Raw genomic sequence first — 18,031 nt, forward strand, 5'->3', positions numbered from 1 at the left:
CCTGTCGCCTGAGACCGTTAATGTGCGTTGGTCTCTTTAAAAATTAAAACTCTTTTCGCAGCCAGCTATTGAGTCGTTTGATCCACGAGCCAACTGATGCCGTAACGCGTTTTTCAACTTCAGCCTCACCACTCAAATGGGATTCTTTCCCGTAGTGAAGCAGCCCCACTGCCGTTGAATAATAAGGCTCCTGGGCATAATCCGTCAGACCAGTGATATTCAGCGGTGCGCCAATACGTACTTGCGTATGGAACACGCGCTGTGCGCAGGCCGCAAGACCTTCAATTTGCGCAGCGCCACCGGTTAACACAATCCCCGCCGCCAGATGATGTTTCACACCCTGCTGGCGAAGCTGTTCTTGTAATTGCAAAATTTCTTCGTTGACCAGGTTGAGCAGCTCGGTATAACGCGGCTCAATGACCTCTGCCAGGGTCTGACGTTGCAGGCTACGCGGTGGACGACCACCTACGCTTGGCACTTCAACGCTTTCGTCTTTACCCACGATGGAGCCCAGCGCGCATCCATGACGCACTTTGATGGCTTCAGCATCGCTCGGCGGCGTACCAAAGGCATACGCGATATCGCTGGTCACTACATTCCCTGCATAAGGGATCACTTTAGTGTGGCGCAACGCCCCGCCAGTATAAACGGCGATGTCCATTGTACCACCACCAATATCTACCACGCAGACACCCAGCTCACGTTCATCTTCCGTCAACACGGAATAACTGGCTGCCAACCCGGCAAAAATCAGTTGGTCAACTTTCAGACCACAACGTTCAACGGCTTTGACAATGTTCTTCGCCATGTCGTTGTGGCAGGTAATAAGATGGACTTTTGCCTGCATACGCACGCCGGAAAGACCGACCGGATTTTTAATACCTTCCTGGTAGTCGATGGCGTATTCCTGCGGAATAACGTGCAGAACACGATGTTCATCGCGAACGCGTACGGATTTTGCCGTATGTACTACGTTTTCCACATCTTCCTGCGTCACTTCCTCTTCGGAAATGGGCACCATACCAATTTCATTTTGACAGCTAATATGTTTACCGGAAAGTGCCAGATACACCGAGGAAATCTGGCAATCTGCCATCAGTTCAGCCTGGTCAATGGCGCGCTGTACGCACTTCACCACTGACTCAAGGTCATTCACCCCGCCTTTATCCATACCTCGCGATGGGCAACTGCCCACGCCAATGATATTGACCATACCGTCGGGCAGAACTTCCCCTACTAAAGCGGCTACCTTCGCGGTGCCAATCTCCAGTCCAACTACCAGTTTTCTGTCCGTCGCCTTGATCATTGTTGTTCTGCCTGTGCCTGATTCTGTTGCTGATTAGATTCCTCAGGAGGCAAGGGAACCCAGCCTACTGCCGCTCCTGAGTCATAACGCAAATCAACGTAGCTAATCCGTTTGCCATCGGTTTGCGCCTGCTGCTGTAAAACCGGGTAGAGTTCCACAAAGCGAGCCAAACGTTTTATCGTATCGCCCCTGCCCAGATTCAGCTTAATATCGTTATTCAGCGTCAACTGCCAGGAACGACGAGCGGTCATCGCCGCTTCCTTCAGGGTGAATCTATCCTTAGCCAGCACCTGCCCCATATCGCGGAACCCTTGCAACACTTCACTTGCGCTGCCTTCCGGTCCATACAACATGGGTAATACCTGCTTATTGGCCCGACCGGTTGGAACACTGAACGTATTTCCTTCAGCATCCACCATATGTTGGTCATTCCAACGCGCAATGGGCACATATTCAACCAGATGAATCTTCAATTCATCGGGCCATTGCTTTCTGACGCTCGCCTGTTTAATCCAGGGGAGGCGTTCAATTTGACTCTGAATGATGTTCACATCCTGAGTCATAAAGGTTCCCGGAGCGCCCAGCGCCAGAATGGACTGACGAATATCGTCATTGCGCGTGTAATGCCGTTCGCCGGTTAACACCAGTTTCGATAAAGGCAAACGTTGCGCATCTTCCATCCATCCCAACACTACCCAGCCGCTGACAAACACGGTGCACAGCACTGTCAGCAGGAATAATATTCCTGCAAGACGCGTTCCATTATTGCGGCGTGAGGAGTTTACTTCTTCTTCATCACCGTTTCGCGTGTTCAGCGCAGCCTGCGACATATCAGTCCGCCAACTCCAGAATTCTTACCACCAACTGCGAGAAGCTCAGCCCCGCCTGACGCGCCGCCATCGGCACCAGACTGTGGCTGGTCATACCCGGAGAGGTATTCGCTTCCAGCAGATAAAACTGGCCATCGCTGTCCAGCATGACGTCAATGCGACCCCAACCTTTACAGCCCAATGTGGTCCACGCTTTCAGGACTAATTCCTGTAAACGTGCCTCTTGTTCGACTTCCAGACCGGCAGGGCAGAAATATTGTGTCTCATCAGAGAGATACTTCGCCTCATAATCATAGAAGGTTCCCGCGGGTTGGATACGTATTGACGGTAAAATTTCTTCACCAAGCATCGCAACTGTAAATTCCGGGCCACTGAGCCATTTTTCGATCAGTACTTCTTCATCATGCTGAAAAGCCAATGCTAATGCACCATGCAAAGCATTTTCTTCTTCAACTTTTGACATCCCTACGCTTGAGCCTTCACGGCTTGGCTTCACAATCAGCGGCAAACCTAACGCAGAAATCTCCGTAACCACCTCATCGCTAAGACCTTTTTCGAATTCAGCGCGAGTCAATGCGACCCAAGGCGCGACCGGTAAACCAGCCCCCTGCCACAACAGTTTGCTGCGCAGTTTGTCCATCGAAATGGCAGAAGCCATGACGCCACTACCGGTATACGGCAGACCAATCAGCTCCAGCATGCCCTGCAACGTGCCATCTTCACCACCACGACCGTGCAGCGCAATAAACACCTTTTGAAAACCCATCGATTTCAAAAGCGTGACATCAACCTCTTTTGGGTCAATTGGATGAGCATCCACACCACCTTCGCGTAACCCTGCCAGTACGGCCGCGCCGGAATTCAGCGAAACGTCACGCTCTGCGGAGGTTCCCCCTAACAGGACCGCGATTTTATCAGCCATGTTGTTCTTCCTCCGGGTTTTGCGGCTTCAGTTTGATTTCAGCTAAGGAACGCGCGATTTTGCCGATATTTCCAGCGCCCTGCACCAAAATCAGATCGTTGCCGGTTAATACCGGCGCCAACATGTCTGCCACCTGAGCCGGATCTGATACCAGAATCGGGTCGATCTTACCGCGACCACGGATCGTACGGCACAGCGAGCGGCTGTCAGCCCCCGGAATCGCAGCTTCACCCGCGGCGTATACATCCAGCATCAACAGCGCATCGACCTGAGTCAGCACGTTGGCAAAGTCGTCATACAAATCGCGTGTACGCGTAAAGCGGTGCGGCTGGAACAGCATTACCAGATTTTTGTCCGGCCAGCCCGCGCGAGCAGCTTTAATCGTGGCATCCACTTCCGTTGGGTGATGACCATAATCATCCACCAGCATCGCCGTCCCGGCTTTACCGTTTACCGGCTCCAGCGGGAATTCGCCGAGGAAGTCAAAACGGCGCCCGGTGCCCTGGAAACTTTCCAGCGCGCGCAGAATTGCGTCGTCTTCAATGCCTTCTTCTGTTGCCACTGCCACCGCCGCCGCCGCGTTCAGCGCATTGTGACGGCCCGGTGCGTTCAACGTCACGCGTAAATCGGCCATCCCCTGACGCAGCAGCGTGAAGTGCCCTTGTGGACCAATCTGCTGGTAATCTTCGACGCGCACATCAGCATCATCGCTGAAACCATAGGTTGTGGTTTGACGACCAACTCGCGGCAACAACTCGCGGATCACCGGGTCGTCAACGCACATAACCGCACGACCATAAAACGGCAAGTTATGCAGGAAATTAATAAACGTCTGCTTTAAATTTTCGAAGTCGCCATGGTAGGTATCCATATGATCGGCTTCGATATTGGTAACAATCGCTACCATCGGCTGCAAATGCAGGAACGACGCATCGCTCTCATCCGCCTCCGCAATTAAATAACGGCTATGACCCAGACGCGCATGGACGCCTGCGGCCTTCACCAGACCGCCGTTGACAAACGTCGGATCCAGCCCCGCTTCTGCGTAGATACTGGAGACCATCGCTGTGGTCGTGGTTTTACCGTGCGTCCCGGCAATGGCGATACCGTGACGAAAACGCATTAACTCCGCCAGCATTTCAGCACGACGGATCACCGGAATACGCGCTTCATGCGCCGCAACAATTTCCGGGTTATCCGCAGAAATCGCGCTGGATACCACCACCACGCTCGCATCACGCACATTTTCAGGGCGATGGTTGAAGAAAATCGTGGCGCCCAGATTCGTCAACTGCTGCGTCACCGGGTTCGGCGCCAGGTCAGAACCACTGATCTGATAACCTTCGTTGGCCAAAACTTCGGCAATACCGCCCATACCAGCACCACCGATGCCGACAAAGTGAATGTGCCGAACGCGACGCATTTCGGGCACGATGGAACGCAGTTTTGCCAGTTGTTGTGTATTCATTCTTTAGCCATTAACTTCTTAGTTCATGCGATGCAAAAGGCATCACCACAATTACGCCCGGGCAGCCCGGCTCACTTCATTAGCAACACGCTCTGTGGCATCCGGTATGGATGCGGCGCGCGCACGTTCTGCCATGGTTAATAAGGTTTCTCGCGACCACCCGGAAAGGGTGTTCGCGACGGCATCCACAGTAAACTGCGGCTGCTCAAGAATTTTAGCGGCGCCCGCTTTCTCAAGCGGCAGCGCATTCCAGTACTGCTGTCGGTCTTTGTGCTGGAAAGGCACAAACAGCGCAGGCAAACCCGCAGCGGCAATTTCGCTTACCGTCAGCGCGCCGGAGCGACAAACTACGACATCCGCCCACGCGTAGGCGGCTGCCATATCATCAATAAACTCAGTGACCTTGTGCTGCGGTTGTCCCGCGTCGGCATACGCCTGTTCAACGGTTTGCTGCGCGCCTTTGCCACTCTGATGCCAGATAGTCACCGCGTCACCAAGCTTTGCGGCAACCTGCGGCATCGTCTGGTTCAATACGCGTGCGCCCTGAGATCCCCCGACGACCAGCACGCGAACCGGGCCTTCACGCCCCGCCAGACGCGCTTCGGGCAACGGCAGCGCCAGAACGTCGGTGCGTACCGGGTTACCCACCACTTCCGCATTCGGGAAAGCGCCAGGAAAAGCCTGCATCACCTTCGTTGCAATCTTCGCCAGCCACTTGTTGGTTAATCCCGCAATGCCGTTCTGCTCATGCAGGACAACCGGGATGCCTAATGACCAGGCAGCCAGACCGCCAGGGCCGGACACATAGCCGCCCATCCCCAGCACCACATCAGGCTTAAACTGCTTCATAATGGCGCGCGCCTGACGCCAGGCATTAAAAATACGCACGGGGGCGGCAAGCAGCGCGTTGACACCTTTGCCACGCAAACCGGAGATGCGAATAAAGTCAATTTCAATGCCATGCTTCGGCACTAAGTCCGCTTCCATACGATCGGCGGTGCCCAGCCAACGAACCTGCCAGCCCTGGGCCATTAAATGGTGCGCGACCGCCAGCCCAGGGAACACATGCCCACCGGTACCGCCTGCCATCACCATTAACCGCTTCGGTTGACCACTCATCGTGCACCTCGTGTAAACGCCTGGGCTTTTTCCAGACGCGTTTCATAATCAATACGTAACAAAAACATGATGGCCGTCGACATAATCAACAAACTGGAACCACCATAACTGATCAGCGGTAACGTCAGACCTTTTGTTGGCAGCATACCTGCTGCCGCGCCGACGTTTACCAGGGCCTGGAAGCTGAACCAAATCCCGATGGAGCAGGCTAAAAAGCCTGAAAAACGGTGGTCAATTTCCAGTGCTTTGCGACCGATCGACATCGCGCGAAAAGCGACGAAGAATACCATTAAAAGTGCCAATACCACACCGATATAACCCAGTTCTTCCCCAATGATGGCGAAGATGAAGTCGGTGTGCGCTTCCGGTAAATACTCCAGTTTTTGCACTGAATTACCTAACCCCTGACCCCAAACCTCACCGCGACCAAAAGCCATCAGCGATTGCGTTAACTGGTAGCCGCTGCCAAACGGATCTTCCCATGGGTTCCAGAAGGAGGTTACGCGGCGAATACGATACGGTTCGGCAAGGATCAGCAGCACCACCGCCGAAATCCCCATGCCGATAATGGCAATGAACTGCCACAGTTTCGCACCAGCGAGAAACAGCATCGCCAGCGTCGTGACAAACAGCACCACTACAGTACCAAGGTCAGGCTGCGCCAGCAGTAAGACTGCCAGCACCAGAATCACACCCATCGGTTTTAAGAAGCCGCGCAGGTTGTTACGCACTTCATCGACTTTACGCACCAGGTAGTTAGCGAGATAACAGAACAGCGACAGCTTGGTGAATTCCGCAGGCTGAATACGCAGCGGCCCCAGCGCGATCCAGCGCGATGCCCCGTTAACGGAGCTCCCCACCACCAGAACGATCAACAACATGATGATCGAGGCGATCAGCATCGTCGTGCTGTACTTCTGCCAGAACTCCATCGGCAGACGCAGCGTCACCATCGCCAGACAGAACGCGAGGAAGATATACAGCGCGTCACGCTTAGCAAACAGGAAGGGATCGCCTGCCAGACGTTGCCCTACGGGCATTGATGCCGATGTCACCATCACAAAACCGATCGCTGCCAGACCAAAAGTCAGCCACAGCAGCATGCGGTCATACATGATCAGGCTGTCCGCGTCTTTATCACGCGAAGCCATCACCCAGCCTTTAAGTGCCGCGAAGATCCACGCCAGGACACCCAGTCCCGGTACGCGCGGCATTTTCAGACGAGGGAGAGAGAATCGCATCAACCCAACTCCTTCGCTAAACGGGTAAAGACGTCACCGCGTTGCTCAAAGTTCTTGAACTGGTCAAGGCTGGCGCAGGCTGGCGACAGCAGCACCATATCACCCGACTTCACACGCGGTGCGAGCAGACGCATTGCCTGCTCCATGGTTTCAGTGTGTTCCGCAACCTCAGGACGCAGAGCGGCAAGCTGCGCGCCATCGCGACCAAAGCAGTACAGACGAATGTTGTTGCCAGTCAGGTAGCGTTGCAGCGGCGTAAAGTCGGCCGATTTCCCATCGCCGCCCAGCAGCAGGTGCAACGTACCGTCAACGTGCAGACCATTCAGTGCCGCTTCTGTGCTGCCAACGTTGGTGGCTTTTGAATCGTTAATCCAACGCACACCGTTATGATTCAGTACCAACTGGAAACGATGCGCCAGACCGGTAAAGGTAGTCAGCGCTTTCAGGCTGGATGCCCGCGGCAGACCCGCAGCATCCGCCAGCGCCAGCGCAGCCAGTGCGTTGGTATAGTTATGCTGGCCGGTAAGCGTCATCTCTTTCACGTTCAGGACTTTTTCGCCCTTCACCCGCAGCCAGGTTTCACCCTGCTGACGATTGAGATGATAGTCACCCATGTTGATGCCAAAGCTCACGCAGCGCTCATCCGCCCCGCGAATCGGCATGGTCAGCGCATCATCGGCATTAACCACACACACTTTCGCATTCTCATAGACGCGCAGTTTGGCCGCACGGTACTGCTGCAAGCCAAACGGATACCTGTCCATATGATCTTCGGTGACGTTCAAAATGGTGGCGGCTACAGCCTGTAAGCTGGAGGTTGTCTCCAGCTGGAAGCTCGACAGCTCCAGTACATACAGCTCACGTTCGTCATCCAGCAGCATCAGCGCGGGCAGGCCGATATTTCCGCCAACACCCACGTTCACACCAGCCGCTTTCGCCATTTCTCCCACCAACGTGGTGACGGTGCTTTTCCCGTTGGAACCGGTGATCGCGACGATCGGCGCCTGCGCTTCACGACAGAACAGCTCGATGTCACCGACAATTTCGATCCCTGCATCAGCAGCGGCGCTCAGCGAAGGATGCGCCAGGGCAATACCAGGGCTGGCGACGATGAGATCGGCGGCCAGCAGCCAATCATCATTCAGGCTGCCAACATGACGCTCAACCGCTTCCGGCAATTTATCCAGGCCAGGTGGCGTTGCGCGGGTATCCATCACACGCGGCGTCACACCACGCGCCAGAAAGAAATCCACGCATGACAGCCCGGTCAATCCCAGACCGATAATGACGACTTTTTTACCCTGGTAATCAGCCATGATTAACGTACCTTCAGCGTTGCCAGGCCAATCAGCACCAGCATCAGCGAAATAATCCAGAAGCGCACAATTACGCGCGGTTCCGGCCAGCCTTTCAGTTCATAGTGATGGTGAATCGGCGCCATACGGAAGATGCGCTGTCCGCGCAGCTTAAAGGAGCCAACCTGCAAAATGACCGACAGCGTTTCCACAACAAATACGCCGCCCATGATTACCAGCAGGAACTCCTGACGCAGCAGCACGGCAATAATGCCCAGCGCGCCGCCCAGCGCCAGCGAACCGACGTCGCCCATAAAGACCTGCGCCGGATAGGTGTTAAACCACAGGAAGCCTAACCCCGCGCCGACAATCGCCGTACAGACGATCACCAACTCACCGGCATGGCGTAAATAGGGAATGTGCAGATAGTTGGCAAAGTTCATGTTACCGGTCGCCCATGCCACCAGCGCAAAACCCGCTGCCACGAACACGGTCGGCATAATCGCCAGACCATCCAGGCCATCAGTGAGGTTTACCGCGTTGCCAGTACCCACAATCACGAAGTACGCCAGCAGCACGTAGAACAGCCCCAACTGCGGCATGACATCTTTAAAGAACGGCACCACCAGCTCGGTAGCCGGGGTATCTTTACCGGCGAGGTACAGCGCAAAGGCTACACCCAGCGCAATCACCGACATCCAGAAGTACTTCCAGCGGGCAATCAGGCCCTTGGTATCTTTTCGCACCACTTTGCGGTAGTCATCGACAAAACCGATAATGCCGTAGCCAATCAATACCACCAGCACGCACCATACGTACGGGTTCGACGGATATGCCCACAACAGAACGGAGATAACAATCGCGGTGAGGATCATGATCCCGCCCATGGTTGGCGTACCACGTTTACTAAAGTGCGATTCAGGACCGTCGTTACGTACAACCTGTCCAAAGGACATTTTTTGCAAGCGGGCAATCATGCGCGGGCCCATCCACAAAGAGATGAACAGCGCGGTCAGCAGGCTGACGATGGCGCGAAACGTCAGATAGGAAAAGACGTTAAAGCCGGAATAATATTTGACCAAATGTTCGGCCAGCCAAACTAACATGTCCCATTCTCCTGTAATGCGCGTACTACCTCTTCCATGGCGGCACTACGTGAACCCTTCACTAAAATCGTCATGACCTGATGTTCTGCAATCAATGCTTTAAGATGCGCGGCCAGCACGCTTTTATCCGCAAAATGTTCGCCAACGCCACTGGCGTCGCTAATTGCCTGACTCAGTTTTCCTGTACTCAGTACACGGTCGATACCTGCTGCTTTCGCAGCAACACCTACCTGTACATGGCATGCTTCACTTTCTGCGCCAAGCTCAGCCATATCGCCAACGACCAGTACGCGATAGCCCGGCATTTCAGACAGCACCTGCACCGCTGCGGTCATCGAACCGACGTTCGCGTTATAGGAGTCGTCCAGCAGCAGCTGATTTTCTGCGAGTTGAATCGGGAACAGACGTCCTGGTACCGCCTGCAGATCTTTCAAACCCGCTTTGATCGCCTCGTGCGTCGCGCCTACCGCTATAGAAAGCGCCGCCGCCGCAAGGGCGTTAGCGATATTGTGGCGACCCGGCAACGGCAGCAGGACATCAATGCTTCCGGTCGGCGTTTGCAGAGAAAATTCCGTGCCATGCGAGGTCACATGAACGTTGGTCGCAGAAAAGTCGCTGTTGGCCGCATTCGGGGAGAAGCGCCAGACTTTGCGATCGCCGATGATGCTTTGCCAGTTCAACCAGTCGTTGTTGTCGGCATTCATAATGGCGATACCGTTCGCAGACAGGCCGGTAAAAATCTCACCTTTTGCCTTCGCAACGCCCGCCAGAGAGCCGAAGCCTTCCAGGTGCGCGGCGGCCAGGTTGTTCACCAGCGCCGCTTCCGGACGCGTCAGGCCGACGGTCCAGGCGATTTCGCCCTGATGGTTGGCGCCGAGCTCAATCACGGCATAGTCGTAATCGTTGTTTAAGCGCAGCAGCGTCATCGGTACGCCGATGTCGTTATTCAGATTGCCCGCGGTATATAGGGTGTTACCACACTGGCTAAGAATGGCAGCCGTCATCTCTTTGACGGACGTTTTACCGGATGAGCCGGTCAGCGCGACAACGCGCGCCGGAACCTGAGCGCGAACCCACGCCGCCAGTTCACCAAACGCCAGACGCGTATCTTTAACAATCAGCTGCGGCAGGTTGGTGTCCAACGGGCGGCTGACCAGCAGCGCACCCGCCCCGCTCTCTTGCGCTTTGTCTGCAAAATCATGGGCATCAAAGCGTTCGCCTTTCAGCGCCACAAACAGGCAGCCCGGCGTCACTTTACGCGTATCGGTTGTTACGGCATCAAGGGTCAGATCGGCCCCTTTCAGTTCGCCACGGAGGATCTCCGCCAGTTGGCTGAGCGTTACGCTAATCATGCGATAACCCCCAGCAGACGCGCTGCGGTCACGCGGTCAGAATAGTCGAGACGCTGCGAGCCAACGATCTGGTAATCTTCGTGACCTTTCCCGGCCACCAGCACCACGTCGTTTTCTTTCGCCTGCATAATGGCGTTTGTCACGGCTTCTGCGCGCCCTTCCATCACCTTCGCCTGTCCGGCATCCAGCATACCCGCCAGAATGTCGTTAATAATGGCGCGTGGCTCTTCGGTACGTGGGTTGTCATCAGTCACCACGACAACATCTGCAAACTGCTCGGCGATTGCGCCCATCAAAGGACGTTTGCCTTTGTCGCGATCGCCGCCGCAGCCAAAGACGCACCACAGTTTGCCTGTACAGTGCAAACGTGCCGCCTGCAGCGCTTTTTCCAGCGCATCTGGCGTATGGGCGTAATCAACCACCACGGTGGTTTTACCCGGCGCGCTGAACACTTCCATACGTCCGCAAACCGGCTGCAATTGTGTCGCCGTTTTCAGTAAATCAGCTAACGGATAGCCCAGTGCCAACAGCGTTGCCAGCGCCAGCAGAAGATTGCTGACGTTAAACGCCCCCATCAGGCGGCTTTCAATTTCGCCGTCGCCCCATGAGGAGGTAAAACGAATCGTTGCCCCGCTGTCGTGATACTTCACGTCAACCGCTTTTAACCAACGACCATGACAGTTCGGGTTGATGTGGTCTTCCATCGAAACGGCAACCGCATCCGGGAGTTTCACCAGCCAGCGACGACCGACGTCATCATCCGCATTGACGATGGCCTGACCGCAATGGTGCGTGGAATACAGCAGCCATTTCGCGGCTTCGTAATGTTCCATGTCGCCGTGGTAGTCGAGATGGTCACGGCTTAAGTTAGTAAATACTGATGCGGCAAACTTCAGCGCCGCCACGCGATGCTGAACCAGACCGTGTGAAGAGACTTCCATCGCGCCAACCGTTGCGCCCTGCGCTGCCAGCCCCGCCAGCACATGCTGGACATCAACTGCTGAACCGGTGGTATTTTCCGTCGGGATCACTTTGCCCAGCAGGCCATTGCCTACTGTTCCCATTACCGCGCTGGTTTCGCCAAGCAGTTGGCTCCACTGTGCCAGCAATTGGGTGGTGGTAGTTTTACCGTTGGTCCCGGTCACACCGACCAGACGCATTTTCTCAGAAGGCTCGTGGTAAAAACGGCCTGCCAGTGCAGATAAACGTTCGTTAAGCTGACTGAGATAGATGACCGGAACGCCGTGCATTTCACGGATTTCACCATCAGTAGCTTCATCTTTTGCTTCTGCAATAATGGCAGCCACACCTTGCGCTATCGCCTGCGGGATATACCGACGCCCGTCCGCCTGATGACCCAATACTGCGACAAAGAGATCGCCCGATGCAGCCACACGGCTGTCAAGCGTCATCTCCCGCAGTGCTCGCTCCGGTGCACCCGGCACCCATGGAGCAAGAAGGTCGCGCAAATTACGATCTGCCACCTGTTGCCTCGCCTTGATTATTCACAAATTCATTTTTATCGCCCGTTGTCAGCGCATCCGGCTCGATGTTCATGGTACGCAGTACGCCGCCCATGATGGCACCAAAGACCGGCGCGGAAACGGCGCCACCGTAGTATTTACCCGCCTGCGGATCGTTGATAACAACAACCAGCGCGAAGCGCGGCTGACTCGCAGGCGCAACACCTGCGGTATAAGCAATGTATTTGTTGATGTAGCGGCCATCTGGCCCTACTTTTTTCGCTGTACCGGTTTTAATGGCGATACGATAGCCTTTAATCGCCGCCTTCACGCCGCCGCCGCCGGGCAGCGCCACGCTTTCCATCATATGCACGACGGTACGCACGGTATCTTCCGGGAAGATACGCTCGCCCGGAACAGGAGGGTCAACTTTGGTAATCGACAGTGGACGATAAACGCCGTAGCTGCCGATCGTTGCATAGACTCGCGCTAACTGTAACGGTGTTACCATTAGCCCGTAGCCGAAAGAGAAGGTGGCCCTCTCTATGTCAGACCACCGTTGTTTTTGAGGATATAAGCCACTGCGTTCTCCGACCAACCCCAAATTGGTCGCTTTTCCCAGCCCAAAACGTGAGTAAGTATCTACTAACGCTGAGGACGGCATCGCTAACGCCAGCTTGGAAACACCGACGTTACTCGACTTCTGCAAAACCCCGGTGAGGGTTAATTCGCTATAACGCGCCACGTCTTTGATTTCGTGACCATTAATTCGGTAAGGGATAGTGTTGAGGACGGTATTTTCGCGTACCACGCCACGCTGCAGCGCGGTCATCACCACCATCGGTTTAACGGTAGAACCCGGTTCAAACACGTCGGTGATGGTACGGTTACGCATCGCGTCTTTTGGCGTACCGGTGAGATTGTTCGGGTTGTAGGACGGACTGTTGGCCATGGCCAACACTTCACCGGTGTTTACATCCACCAGTACCGCACTGCCTGACTCCGCCTTGTTGAACGCCACGGCGTTATTCAGTTCGCGGTAAACCAGCGCCTGTAAACGCTCATCAATGCTCAATGCGAGGTTATGCGCCGCCTGGCTGTCGGTAGAGGAGATATCTTCAATGACGCGGCCATAACGGTCTTTACGTACAATACGTTCACCCGGTTGTCCGGTGAGCCACTTATCGAAGCTCTTCTCAACACCTTCAATCCCCTGGCTGTCAACGTTAGTAAAGCCTATGAGGTGAGCAGTCACTTCTCCGGAAGGATAGTAACGGCGGGATTCTTCGCGCAGGTGGATACCCGGCAGCTTCAGTTTTTTGATGTAGTCAGCCATGTCAGGGTTTACCTGACGCGCCAGATAGATAAAGCGCCCTTTCGGGTTGGCGTTAATGCGGGAAGCCAGTTGATCGAGCGGGAGATTCAGCGCGGTTGACAGCGCTCTCCAGCGTTCGCCAACGCTCACGCCGCCTGCATCATGTACTTCTTTCGGGTCGGCCCATATAGCTTTAACCGGAACGCTCACCGCCAACGGGCGACCAGAGCGGTCGGTAATCATTCCGCGTGATGTAGACACTTCCTGGACGCGTAGAGAGCGCATATCACCCTGACGCACCAGCATGTCTGGCGCGATGATTTGCAGCCAGGCAACGCGACCCAGCAGAAAACCCAGTGCCAGCAAAATACAGCCGCACAGTAACGCAAAACGCCAACTGATAAAGTTGGCTTGTTCTTCCTGGCGTTTTGGTTTGTGCGTTTTTGCCGCTGCTTTCATGCGTCGCGTTTATCCTTATTTTTGTACTACGATATTTTCTTGTGAGGGATCGACATGCTGCATTTGCAGCTTTTCCGTTGCGATCCGTTCAACACGGCTATGGTCGCCGAGCGCGTTCTCCTCAAGGATCAAGTTACGCCATTCGATATCCAGCGCATCTCGCTCCAGAACCAGCTGCTCACGCTGCGCGGTCAGTAACCGCGTATGGTGGGCTGTTGTCACGACGGTAACCGCCGTCAAAATAATGCAAATGAACAGGCAGAGTGGCAGCTTCCCAAACCGCAAAAGATCGTCACCGATCACGCCAGGCAAGGCATGGCGCTCGTTGCTTCCTATCGATCCTTTAACTTTGCTTAGGGCTTCTGTCACTCTGCTGATCATGCGTTCGTCCTCTCTGCAATACGCAGAACTGAACTACGGGCACGAGGATTCTCAGCTACCTCTTCTTCACCCGGCATCATCTTGCCTAGTGCTCTTAACTCACGGCCGCCCAGCTTTTTGATCTGCGCTTCGGTCATCGGTATTCCAGCCGGTACCTGAGGGCCACGGCTTTGTTCACGCATAAAGCGTTTCACAATGCGGTCTTCAAGCGAATGGAAACTGATGATCGAAAGGCGACCACCTGGAGCCAGCACGCTGAGCGAGCTTTTTAGCGCCTGCTCTATCTCCTCCAGTTCACTGTTCACCCAAATGCGCACCGCCTGGAAGGTACGGGTCGCGGGATGTTTGAATTTGTCCTTCACCGGCATTGCCGCCGCAATGACTTCCGCCAGTTCTTTGGTGCGGGTCATCGGTTCGATGCGGTTGCGCTCGACGATGGCGCGCGCAATGCGTTTGCCGAAGCGCTCTTCGCCAAAGGTTTTAATCACCCAGGCAATGTCTGCTTCATCGGCGGTTTGCAGCCATTCGGCCGCTGACTGACCGCGTGTTGGGTCCATACGCATGTCTAACGGACCGTCACGCATAAACGAGAAACCGCGCTCTGCGTCATCGAGCTGCGGTGAAGAAACGCCCAGATCGAGTAGAATCCCGTCGATCTTACCGGTCAGTCCACGCTCGGCGACATAGTCAGCCAGCGCAGAGAAAGGTCCATGTACGATGGAGAAACGGGGATCGGTAATCGTTTTTGCAACGGCAATAGCCTGCGGATCGCGATCGATTGCCAGTAAACGTCCCTCTTCGCCAAGCTGGGAGAGGATCAGACGTGAGTGACCACCGCGACCAAATGTCCCGTCAATGTAGATGCCGTCTGGACGAATATTCAGGCCGTTTACGGCTTCATCCAGCAACACCGTTGTATGTTTATAATTTTCCGTCATTTTATAGAGACAAATCCTGCAATCGTTCCGACAACGCGCCAGTAACAGACTGCTCAGCGTCGATATCTTCCTTGACCTGTTGATACCAGGTCGTTTCATCCCACAGCTCAAACTTATTGAACTGCCCAACCAGCATCACTTCTTTCGTTAGCCCTGCGTGTTGCCGCAGAATGGGTGCTATCAGTAATCGACCAGCGTTATCCATCTGACATTCGCTGGCATGACCCAACAATAAGCGCTGTACGCGACGCTCAACTGGATTCATGCTCGACAGACGCGATAGCTTCTGCTCGATTATTTCCCATTCAGGCAGGGGGTACAGCAGCAGGCACGGGTGATGGATGTCAATGGTGCAAACCATTTGACCGGTAGCGCTCTCAAGCAGTTGATCCCGATAACGGGTAGGCACGGATAAGCGCCCTTTACTGTCGAGATTAACTAACGTTGCTCCCCGGAACATGCCAGCCTCACCCCCAATTACCACTTTATCCCACAAATTCCCACTTAAAGGAGTTTACGGAGCGGAGGAAAACCTTGTCAAGCAAGTCACGGCGCTTAGCGGAGCAAAAAACCCATTGTTTACGGCTAATATCAGCGTTGAACAAATTCCGTACAGCAAACGAAGCAAATTAACGTCATGAATATTTGTAAGAAAAAAATCCAACAACTCATCATTGTTTAAAACAACTGAATATCATCCAAAGAAAATATAAAGTGTCAGTTTGCGACGCGAGCGGCATTTTAGGACAATATGCAGCGAGTTAACAGTACCAGTTAATCGGTCTGTACGCCGCGCAGAGTCGAGGTAAGCACCAGATGGCCGCAATACGAGAGCAAAGTGTTTGTTAATTCGGCAAATCCATACAAGCATGTAACAAAATAATACAAGCGTAACGCGTCGTTACGTATCAATAACCCAAAAATGGATAGTTGCATTTTTAATTCGGGGTATTTCAAGAATGAATTTCAGATAATTCTAAAGAATATTCTTAAATATAATGCGGTTATTTCTGAGAATAGAAAAATTGAAGACGTCAGAGGCTTATCCCGCCGACGTCATCAATTGAGGAAACTTAGTTACGGCTGAGAATACCACGACGGTACAGATTACGCCGTATACGCGTTAAACCTGGTTTTGGTTTACGCGGTTCGTCCAGACTTGCCAGTACAATCTCCAGCACGCGTTCTGCGACATCGCGATGGCGCTGTGCCACTGCCAGTACCGGGCACTGTAGGAAGTCGAGCAGTTCGTGATCGCCAAAAGTCGCAATCGCTAAATCAGACGGCAGTTGCCCATCACGACGCAGGGTCACATCCATCACGCCCTGCAACAGGGCAAACGACGTGGTAAACAACGCCTGAGGCATTGGGTGCGTTTCCAGCCATTTATCAAACAACTGCGCAGCTGCTTCCCGCTCATAGCTGTTGGCGTACAGGAAATGGACTTCACGCGGATCGTCCTTCCACGCGGTACGAAAACCCTGCTCGCGCAGGAAACTGACGGATAATTCAGGAAGCGCGCCCAGATAGAGGACGGTTTCAGCAGGGAATTTGCGTAACTCCTCTGCCAGCATTTCCGCATCATCCTGATCCGCACCCACAACGCTGGTAAAATGTTCGCGGTCCAGTGCACGGTCCAGCGCCACAATCGGGAATGAACTGTTTGCCCAGCGTTGGTAGAACGGATGCTCAGGCGGCAAAGAAGTCGACACAATAATGGCATCGACCTGGCGCTGTAAAAGATGCTCAATACAGCGCATTTCGTTATCCGGCTGATCTTCAGAGCAGGCAATCAATAGCTGATACCCACGCTGACGCGCCTGGCGTTCCAGATAGTTTGCGATCCGGGTATAGCTTGTGTTCTCAAGATCCGGGATCACCAGCCCGATAGAACGTGTGCGTCCAGCACGCAGCCCGGCCGCCACGGCATTCGGGTGGTAATTATGCTCACGCACCACCGCCATGACTTTTTCAACCGTTTTGTCGCTTACGCGATATTGCTTTGCTTTGCCATTAATAACGTAGCTTGCAGTCGTTCGCGAAACGCCGGCCAACCGAGCGATTTCATCCAGTTTCACAATTGCCCCTTGCGTAAAATGTACAAACCATAACCTTTTAGATGGCATGGGTTAAACTTCTTAACATCTAAGCGCAGAATAATGACTGCGGCAACCGCTTTTGTCTCTGGTTACTGCTGATTTCGCAAAAAAAAACGCAGCAGGTAGCATCAGCGCAAACGGGTACGTTACATGGAGGCCGGATAAGACGTTTATGCCGCTATCCGGCATGACCTCCACGATGAGGTCTGATATCGCTGTGCTTACCAGGCCTACGGTTGACGATTAGCGCATAATTTTATCGCCACGGGAGAGTCCCACCACACCGGAACGAGCAACTTCCACAATTTTGGCGACTTCACGTAGGGTTGCCAGAAACGCATCCAGCTTGTCGCTGGTGCCCGCCAGTTGTACTGTGTAGATAGACGGCGTCACGTCGATGATTTGCCCGCGGAAAATCTCCGTGTTGCGTTTCACCTCCTCCCGGCCATAACCGCTGGCCTGGATTTTCACCAGCATGATTTCTCGTTCAACGTGGGCACCCTGCCCCAGCTCGCTAACGCGCAGAACATCCACCAGTTTGTGGAGCTGCTTTTCGATCTGCTCAAGGACTTTCTCGTCCCCTACCGTCTGAATCGTCATCCGCGATAAGGTCGGGTCATCGGTCGGCGCGACGGTCAGGCTTTCAATGTTGTAACCACGCTGGGCGAAGAGGCCAATCACCCGCGATAATGCACCCGACTCGTTTTCCAGCAATACTGATAATATCCGGCGCATAA

The 18,031-nt window shown here is 54.2% G+C and carries 16 protein-coding genes; all 16 read right to left on the minus strand.

Going from position 1 to position 18,031, the window contains the following annotated elements; genetic code table 11:
- Positions 1-43: 43 nt before the first annotated feature.
- Positions 44-1,306, minus strand: coding sequence for a cell division protein FtsA (ftsA, locus tag OGX89_RS03210; protein WP_003018755.1), 1,263 nt, complete (start codon positions 1,304-1,306; stop codon positions 44-46).
- Positions 1,303-2,136, minus strand: coding sequence for a cell division protein FtsQ (ftsQ, locus tag OGX89_RS03215; RefSeq protein WP_003018758.1), 834 nt, complete (start codon positions 2,134-2,136; stop codon positions 1,303-1,305). Before ftsQ ends, ftsA begins: the two co-directional genes overlap by 4 nt.
- A 1-nt stretch (position 2,137) precedes the next feature.
- Positions 2,138-3,058: a D-alanine--D-alanine ligase gene (locus OGX89_RS03220; RefSeq protein ID WP_003829526.1), complete on the minus strand. Its 921-nt coding sequence runs from the start codon at positions 3,056-3,058 to the stop codon at positions 2,138-2,140.
- On the minus strand, positions 3,051-4,526 hold the full coding sequence (gene murC / locus OGX89_RS03225) for a UDP-N-acetylmuramate--L-alanine ligase (RefSeq protein WP_003018763.1): 1,476 nt from the start codon (positions 4,524-4,526) through the stop codon (positions 3,051-3,053). The genes OGX89_RS03220 and murC overlap by 8 nt, the downstream gene beginning before the upstream one ends.
- A gap of 51 nt (positions 4,527-4,577) precedes the next feature.
- Positions 4,578-5,645: an undecaprenyldiphospho-muramoylpentapeptide beta-N-acetylglucosaminyltransferase gene (murG, locus tag OGX89_RS03230; protein WP_003829528.1), complete on the minus strand. Its 1,068-nt coding sequence runs from the start codon at positions 5,643-5,645 to the stop codon at positions 4,578-4,580.
- The gene (gene ftsW, locus OGX89_RS03235) at positions 5,642-6,886 is read right to left on the minus strand and encodes a cell division protein FtsW (protein ID WP_003829529.1); all 1,245 of its coding nucleotides are present in this window, start codon (positions 6,884-6,886) and stop codon (positions 5,642-5,644) included. Before ftsW ends, murG begins: the two co-directional genes overlap by 4 nt.
- Positions 6,886-8,202, minus strand: coding sequence for a UDP-N-acetylmuramoyl-L-alanine--D-glutamate ligase (gene murD / locus OGX89_RS03240; RefSeq protein ID WP_003829532.1), 1,317 nt, complete (start codon positions 8,200-8,202; stop codon positions 6,886-6,888). Before murD ends, ftsW begins: the two co-directional genes overlap by 1 nt.
- A 2-nt stretch (positions 8,203-8,204) precedes the next feature.
- The gene (gene mraY / locus OGX89_RS03245) at positions 8,205-9,287 is read right to left on the minus strand and encodes a phospho-N-acetylmuramoyl-pentapeptide-transferase (protein WP_003018774.1); all 1,083 of its coding nucleotides are present in this window, start codon (positions 9,285-9,287) and stop codon (positions 8,205-8,207) included.
- A complete protein-coding gene (gene murF, locus OGX89_RS03250; RefSeq protein ID WP_126956892.1) occupies positions 9,281-10,639 on the minus strand; it encodes a UDP-N-acetylmuramoyl-tripeptide--D-alanyl-D-alanine ligase in 1,359 nt (452 codons plus the stop codon). The genes mraY and murF overlap by 7 nt, the downstream gene beginning before the upstream one ends.
- Entirely contained in the window at positions 10,636-12,123 is a 1,488-nt protein-coding gene (gene murE / locus OGX89_RS03255; protein ID WP_126956894.1) for a UDP-N-acetylmuramoyl-L-alanyl-D-glutamate--2,6-diaminopimelate ligase, read from the minus strand. The genes murF and murE overlap by 4 nt, the downstream gene beginning before the upstream one ends.
- Positions 12,110-13,876, minus strand: coding sequence for a peptidoglycan glycosyltransferase FtsI (gene ftsI, locus OGX89_RS03260; RefSeq protein ID WP_003829538.1), 1,767 nt, complete (start codon positions 13,874-13,876; stop codon positions 12,110-12,112). The genes murE and ftsI overlap by 14 nt, the downstream gene beginning before the upstream one ends.
- Positions 13,877-13,891: 15 nt before the next feature.
- The gene (ftsL, locus tag OGX89_RS03265) at positions 13,892-14,257 is read right to left on the minus strand and encodes a cell division protein FtsL (RefSeq protein WP_000625651.1); all 366 of its coding nucleotides are present in this window, start codon (positions 14,255-14,257) and stop codon (positions 13,892-13,894) included.
- Positions 14,254-15,195 carry a 16S rRNA (cytosine(1402)-N(4))-methyltransferase RsmH gene (gene rsmH / locus OGX89_RS03270; protein WP_003018789.1) on the minus strand — a complete coding sequence of 314 codons (942 nt, stop codon included), beginning with the start codon at positions 15,193-15,195 and terminating at the stop codon, positions 14,254-14,256. The genes ftsL and rsmH overlap by 4 nt, the downstream gene beginning before the upstream one ends.
- Position 15,196: 1 nt before the next feature.
- Positions 15,197-15,655: a division/cell wall cluster transcriptional repressor MraZ gene (gene mraZ, locus OGX89_RS03275; protein ID WP_003018792.1), complete on the minus strand. Its 459-nt coding sequence runs from the start codon at positions 15,653-15,655 to the stop codon at positions 15,197-15,199.
- Positions 15,656-16,268: 613 nt separating this feature from the next.
- Positions 16,269-17,273, minus strand: coding sequence for a catabolite repressor/activator (gene cra / locus OGX89_RS03280; protein WP_003018794.1), 1,005 nt, complete (start codon positions 17,271-17,273; stop codon positions 16,269-16,271).
- A 264-nt stretch (positions 17,274-17,537) separates the two neighbouring features.
- Entirely contained in the window at positions 17,538-18,029 is a 492-nt protein-coding gene (ilvN, locus tag OGX89_RS03285) for an acetolactate synthase small subunit (protein WP_003829566.1), read from the minus strand.
- Between the last annotated feature and the right edge of the window lie 2 nt (positions 18,030-18,031).

This window comes from Citrobacter sp. Cpo103 (assembly GCF_030332605.1).
In the GTDB taxonomy this organism is placed as follows: domain Bacteria; phylum Pseudomonadota; class Gammaproteobacteria; order Enterobacterales; family Enterobacteriaceae; genus Citrobacter; species Citrobacter portucalensis.

What these genes read in the sequence shown, in the direction of transcription:
- ftsQ (WP_003018758.1), bottom strand. Translation starts at nt 2,136, where the DNA reads ATGTCGCAGGCTGCGCTGAACACGCGAAACGGTGATGAAGAAGAAGTA.
- ftsA (WP_003018755.1), bottom strand. Translation starts at nt 1,306, where the DNA reads ATGATCAAGGCGACGGACAGAAAACTGGTAGTTGGACTGGAGATTGGC.
- ftsL (WP_000625651.1), bottom strand. Translation starts at nt 14,257, where the DNA reads ATGATCAGCAGAGTGACAGAAGCCCTAAGCAAAGTTAAAGGATCGATA.
- murC (WP_003018763.1), bottom strand. Translation starts at nt 4,526, where the DNA reads ATGAATACACAACAACTGGCAAAACTGCGTTCCATCGTGCCCGAAATG.
- OGX89_RS03220 (WP_003829526.1), bottom strand. Translation starts at nt 3,058, where the DNA reads ATGGCTGATAAAATCGCGGTCCTGTTAGGGGGAACCTCCGCAGAGCGT.
- murF (WP_126956892.1), bottom strand. Translation starts at nt 10,639, where the DNA reads ATGATTAGCGTAACGCTCAGCCAACTGGCGGAGATCCTCCGTGGCGAA.
- mraZ (WP_003018792.1), bottom strand. Translation starts at nt 15,655, where the DNA reads ATGTTCCGGGGAGCAACGTTAGTTAATCTCGACAGTAAAGGGCGCTTA.
- murD (WP_003829532.1), bottom strand. Translation starts at nt 8,202, where the DNA reads ATGGCTGATTACCAGGGTAAAAAAGTCGTCATTATCGGTCTGGGATTG.
- murG (WP_003829528.1), bottom strand. Translation starts at nt 5,645, where the DNA reads ATGAGTGGTCAACCGAAGCGGTTAATGGTGATGGCAGGCGGTACCGGT.
- rsmH (WP_003018789.1), bottom strand. Translation starts at nt 15,195, where the DNA reads ATGACGGAAAATTATAAACATACAACGGTGTTGCTGGATGAAGCCGTA.
- ilvN (WP_003829566.1), bottom strand. Translation starts at nt 18,029, where the DNA reads ATGCGCCGGATATTATCAGTATTGCTGGAAAACGAGTCGGGTGCATTA.
- ftsI (WP_003829538.1), bottom strand. Translation starts at nt 13,876, where the DNA reads ATGAAAGCAGCGGCAAAAACGCACAAACCAAAACGCCAGGAAGAACAA.
- ftsW (WP_003829529.1), bottom strand. Translation starts at nt 6,886, where the DNA reads ATGCGATTCTCTCTCCCTCGTCTGAAAATGCCGCGCGTACCGGGACTG.
- mraY (WP_003018774.1), bottom strand. Translation starts at nt 9,287, where the DNA reads ATGTTAGTTTGGCTGGCCGAACATTTGGTCAAATATTATTCCGGCTTT.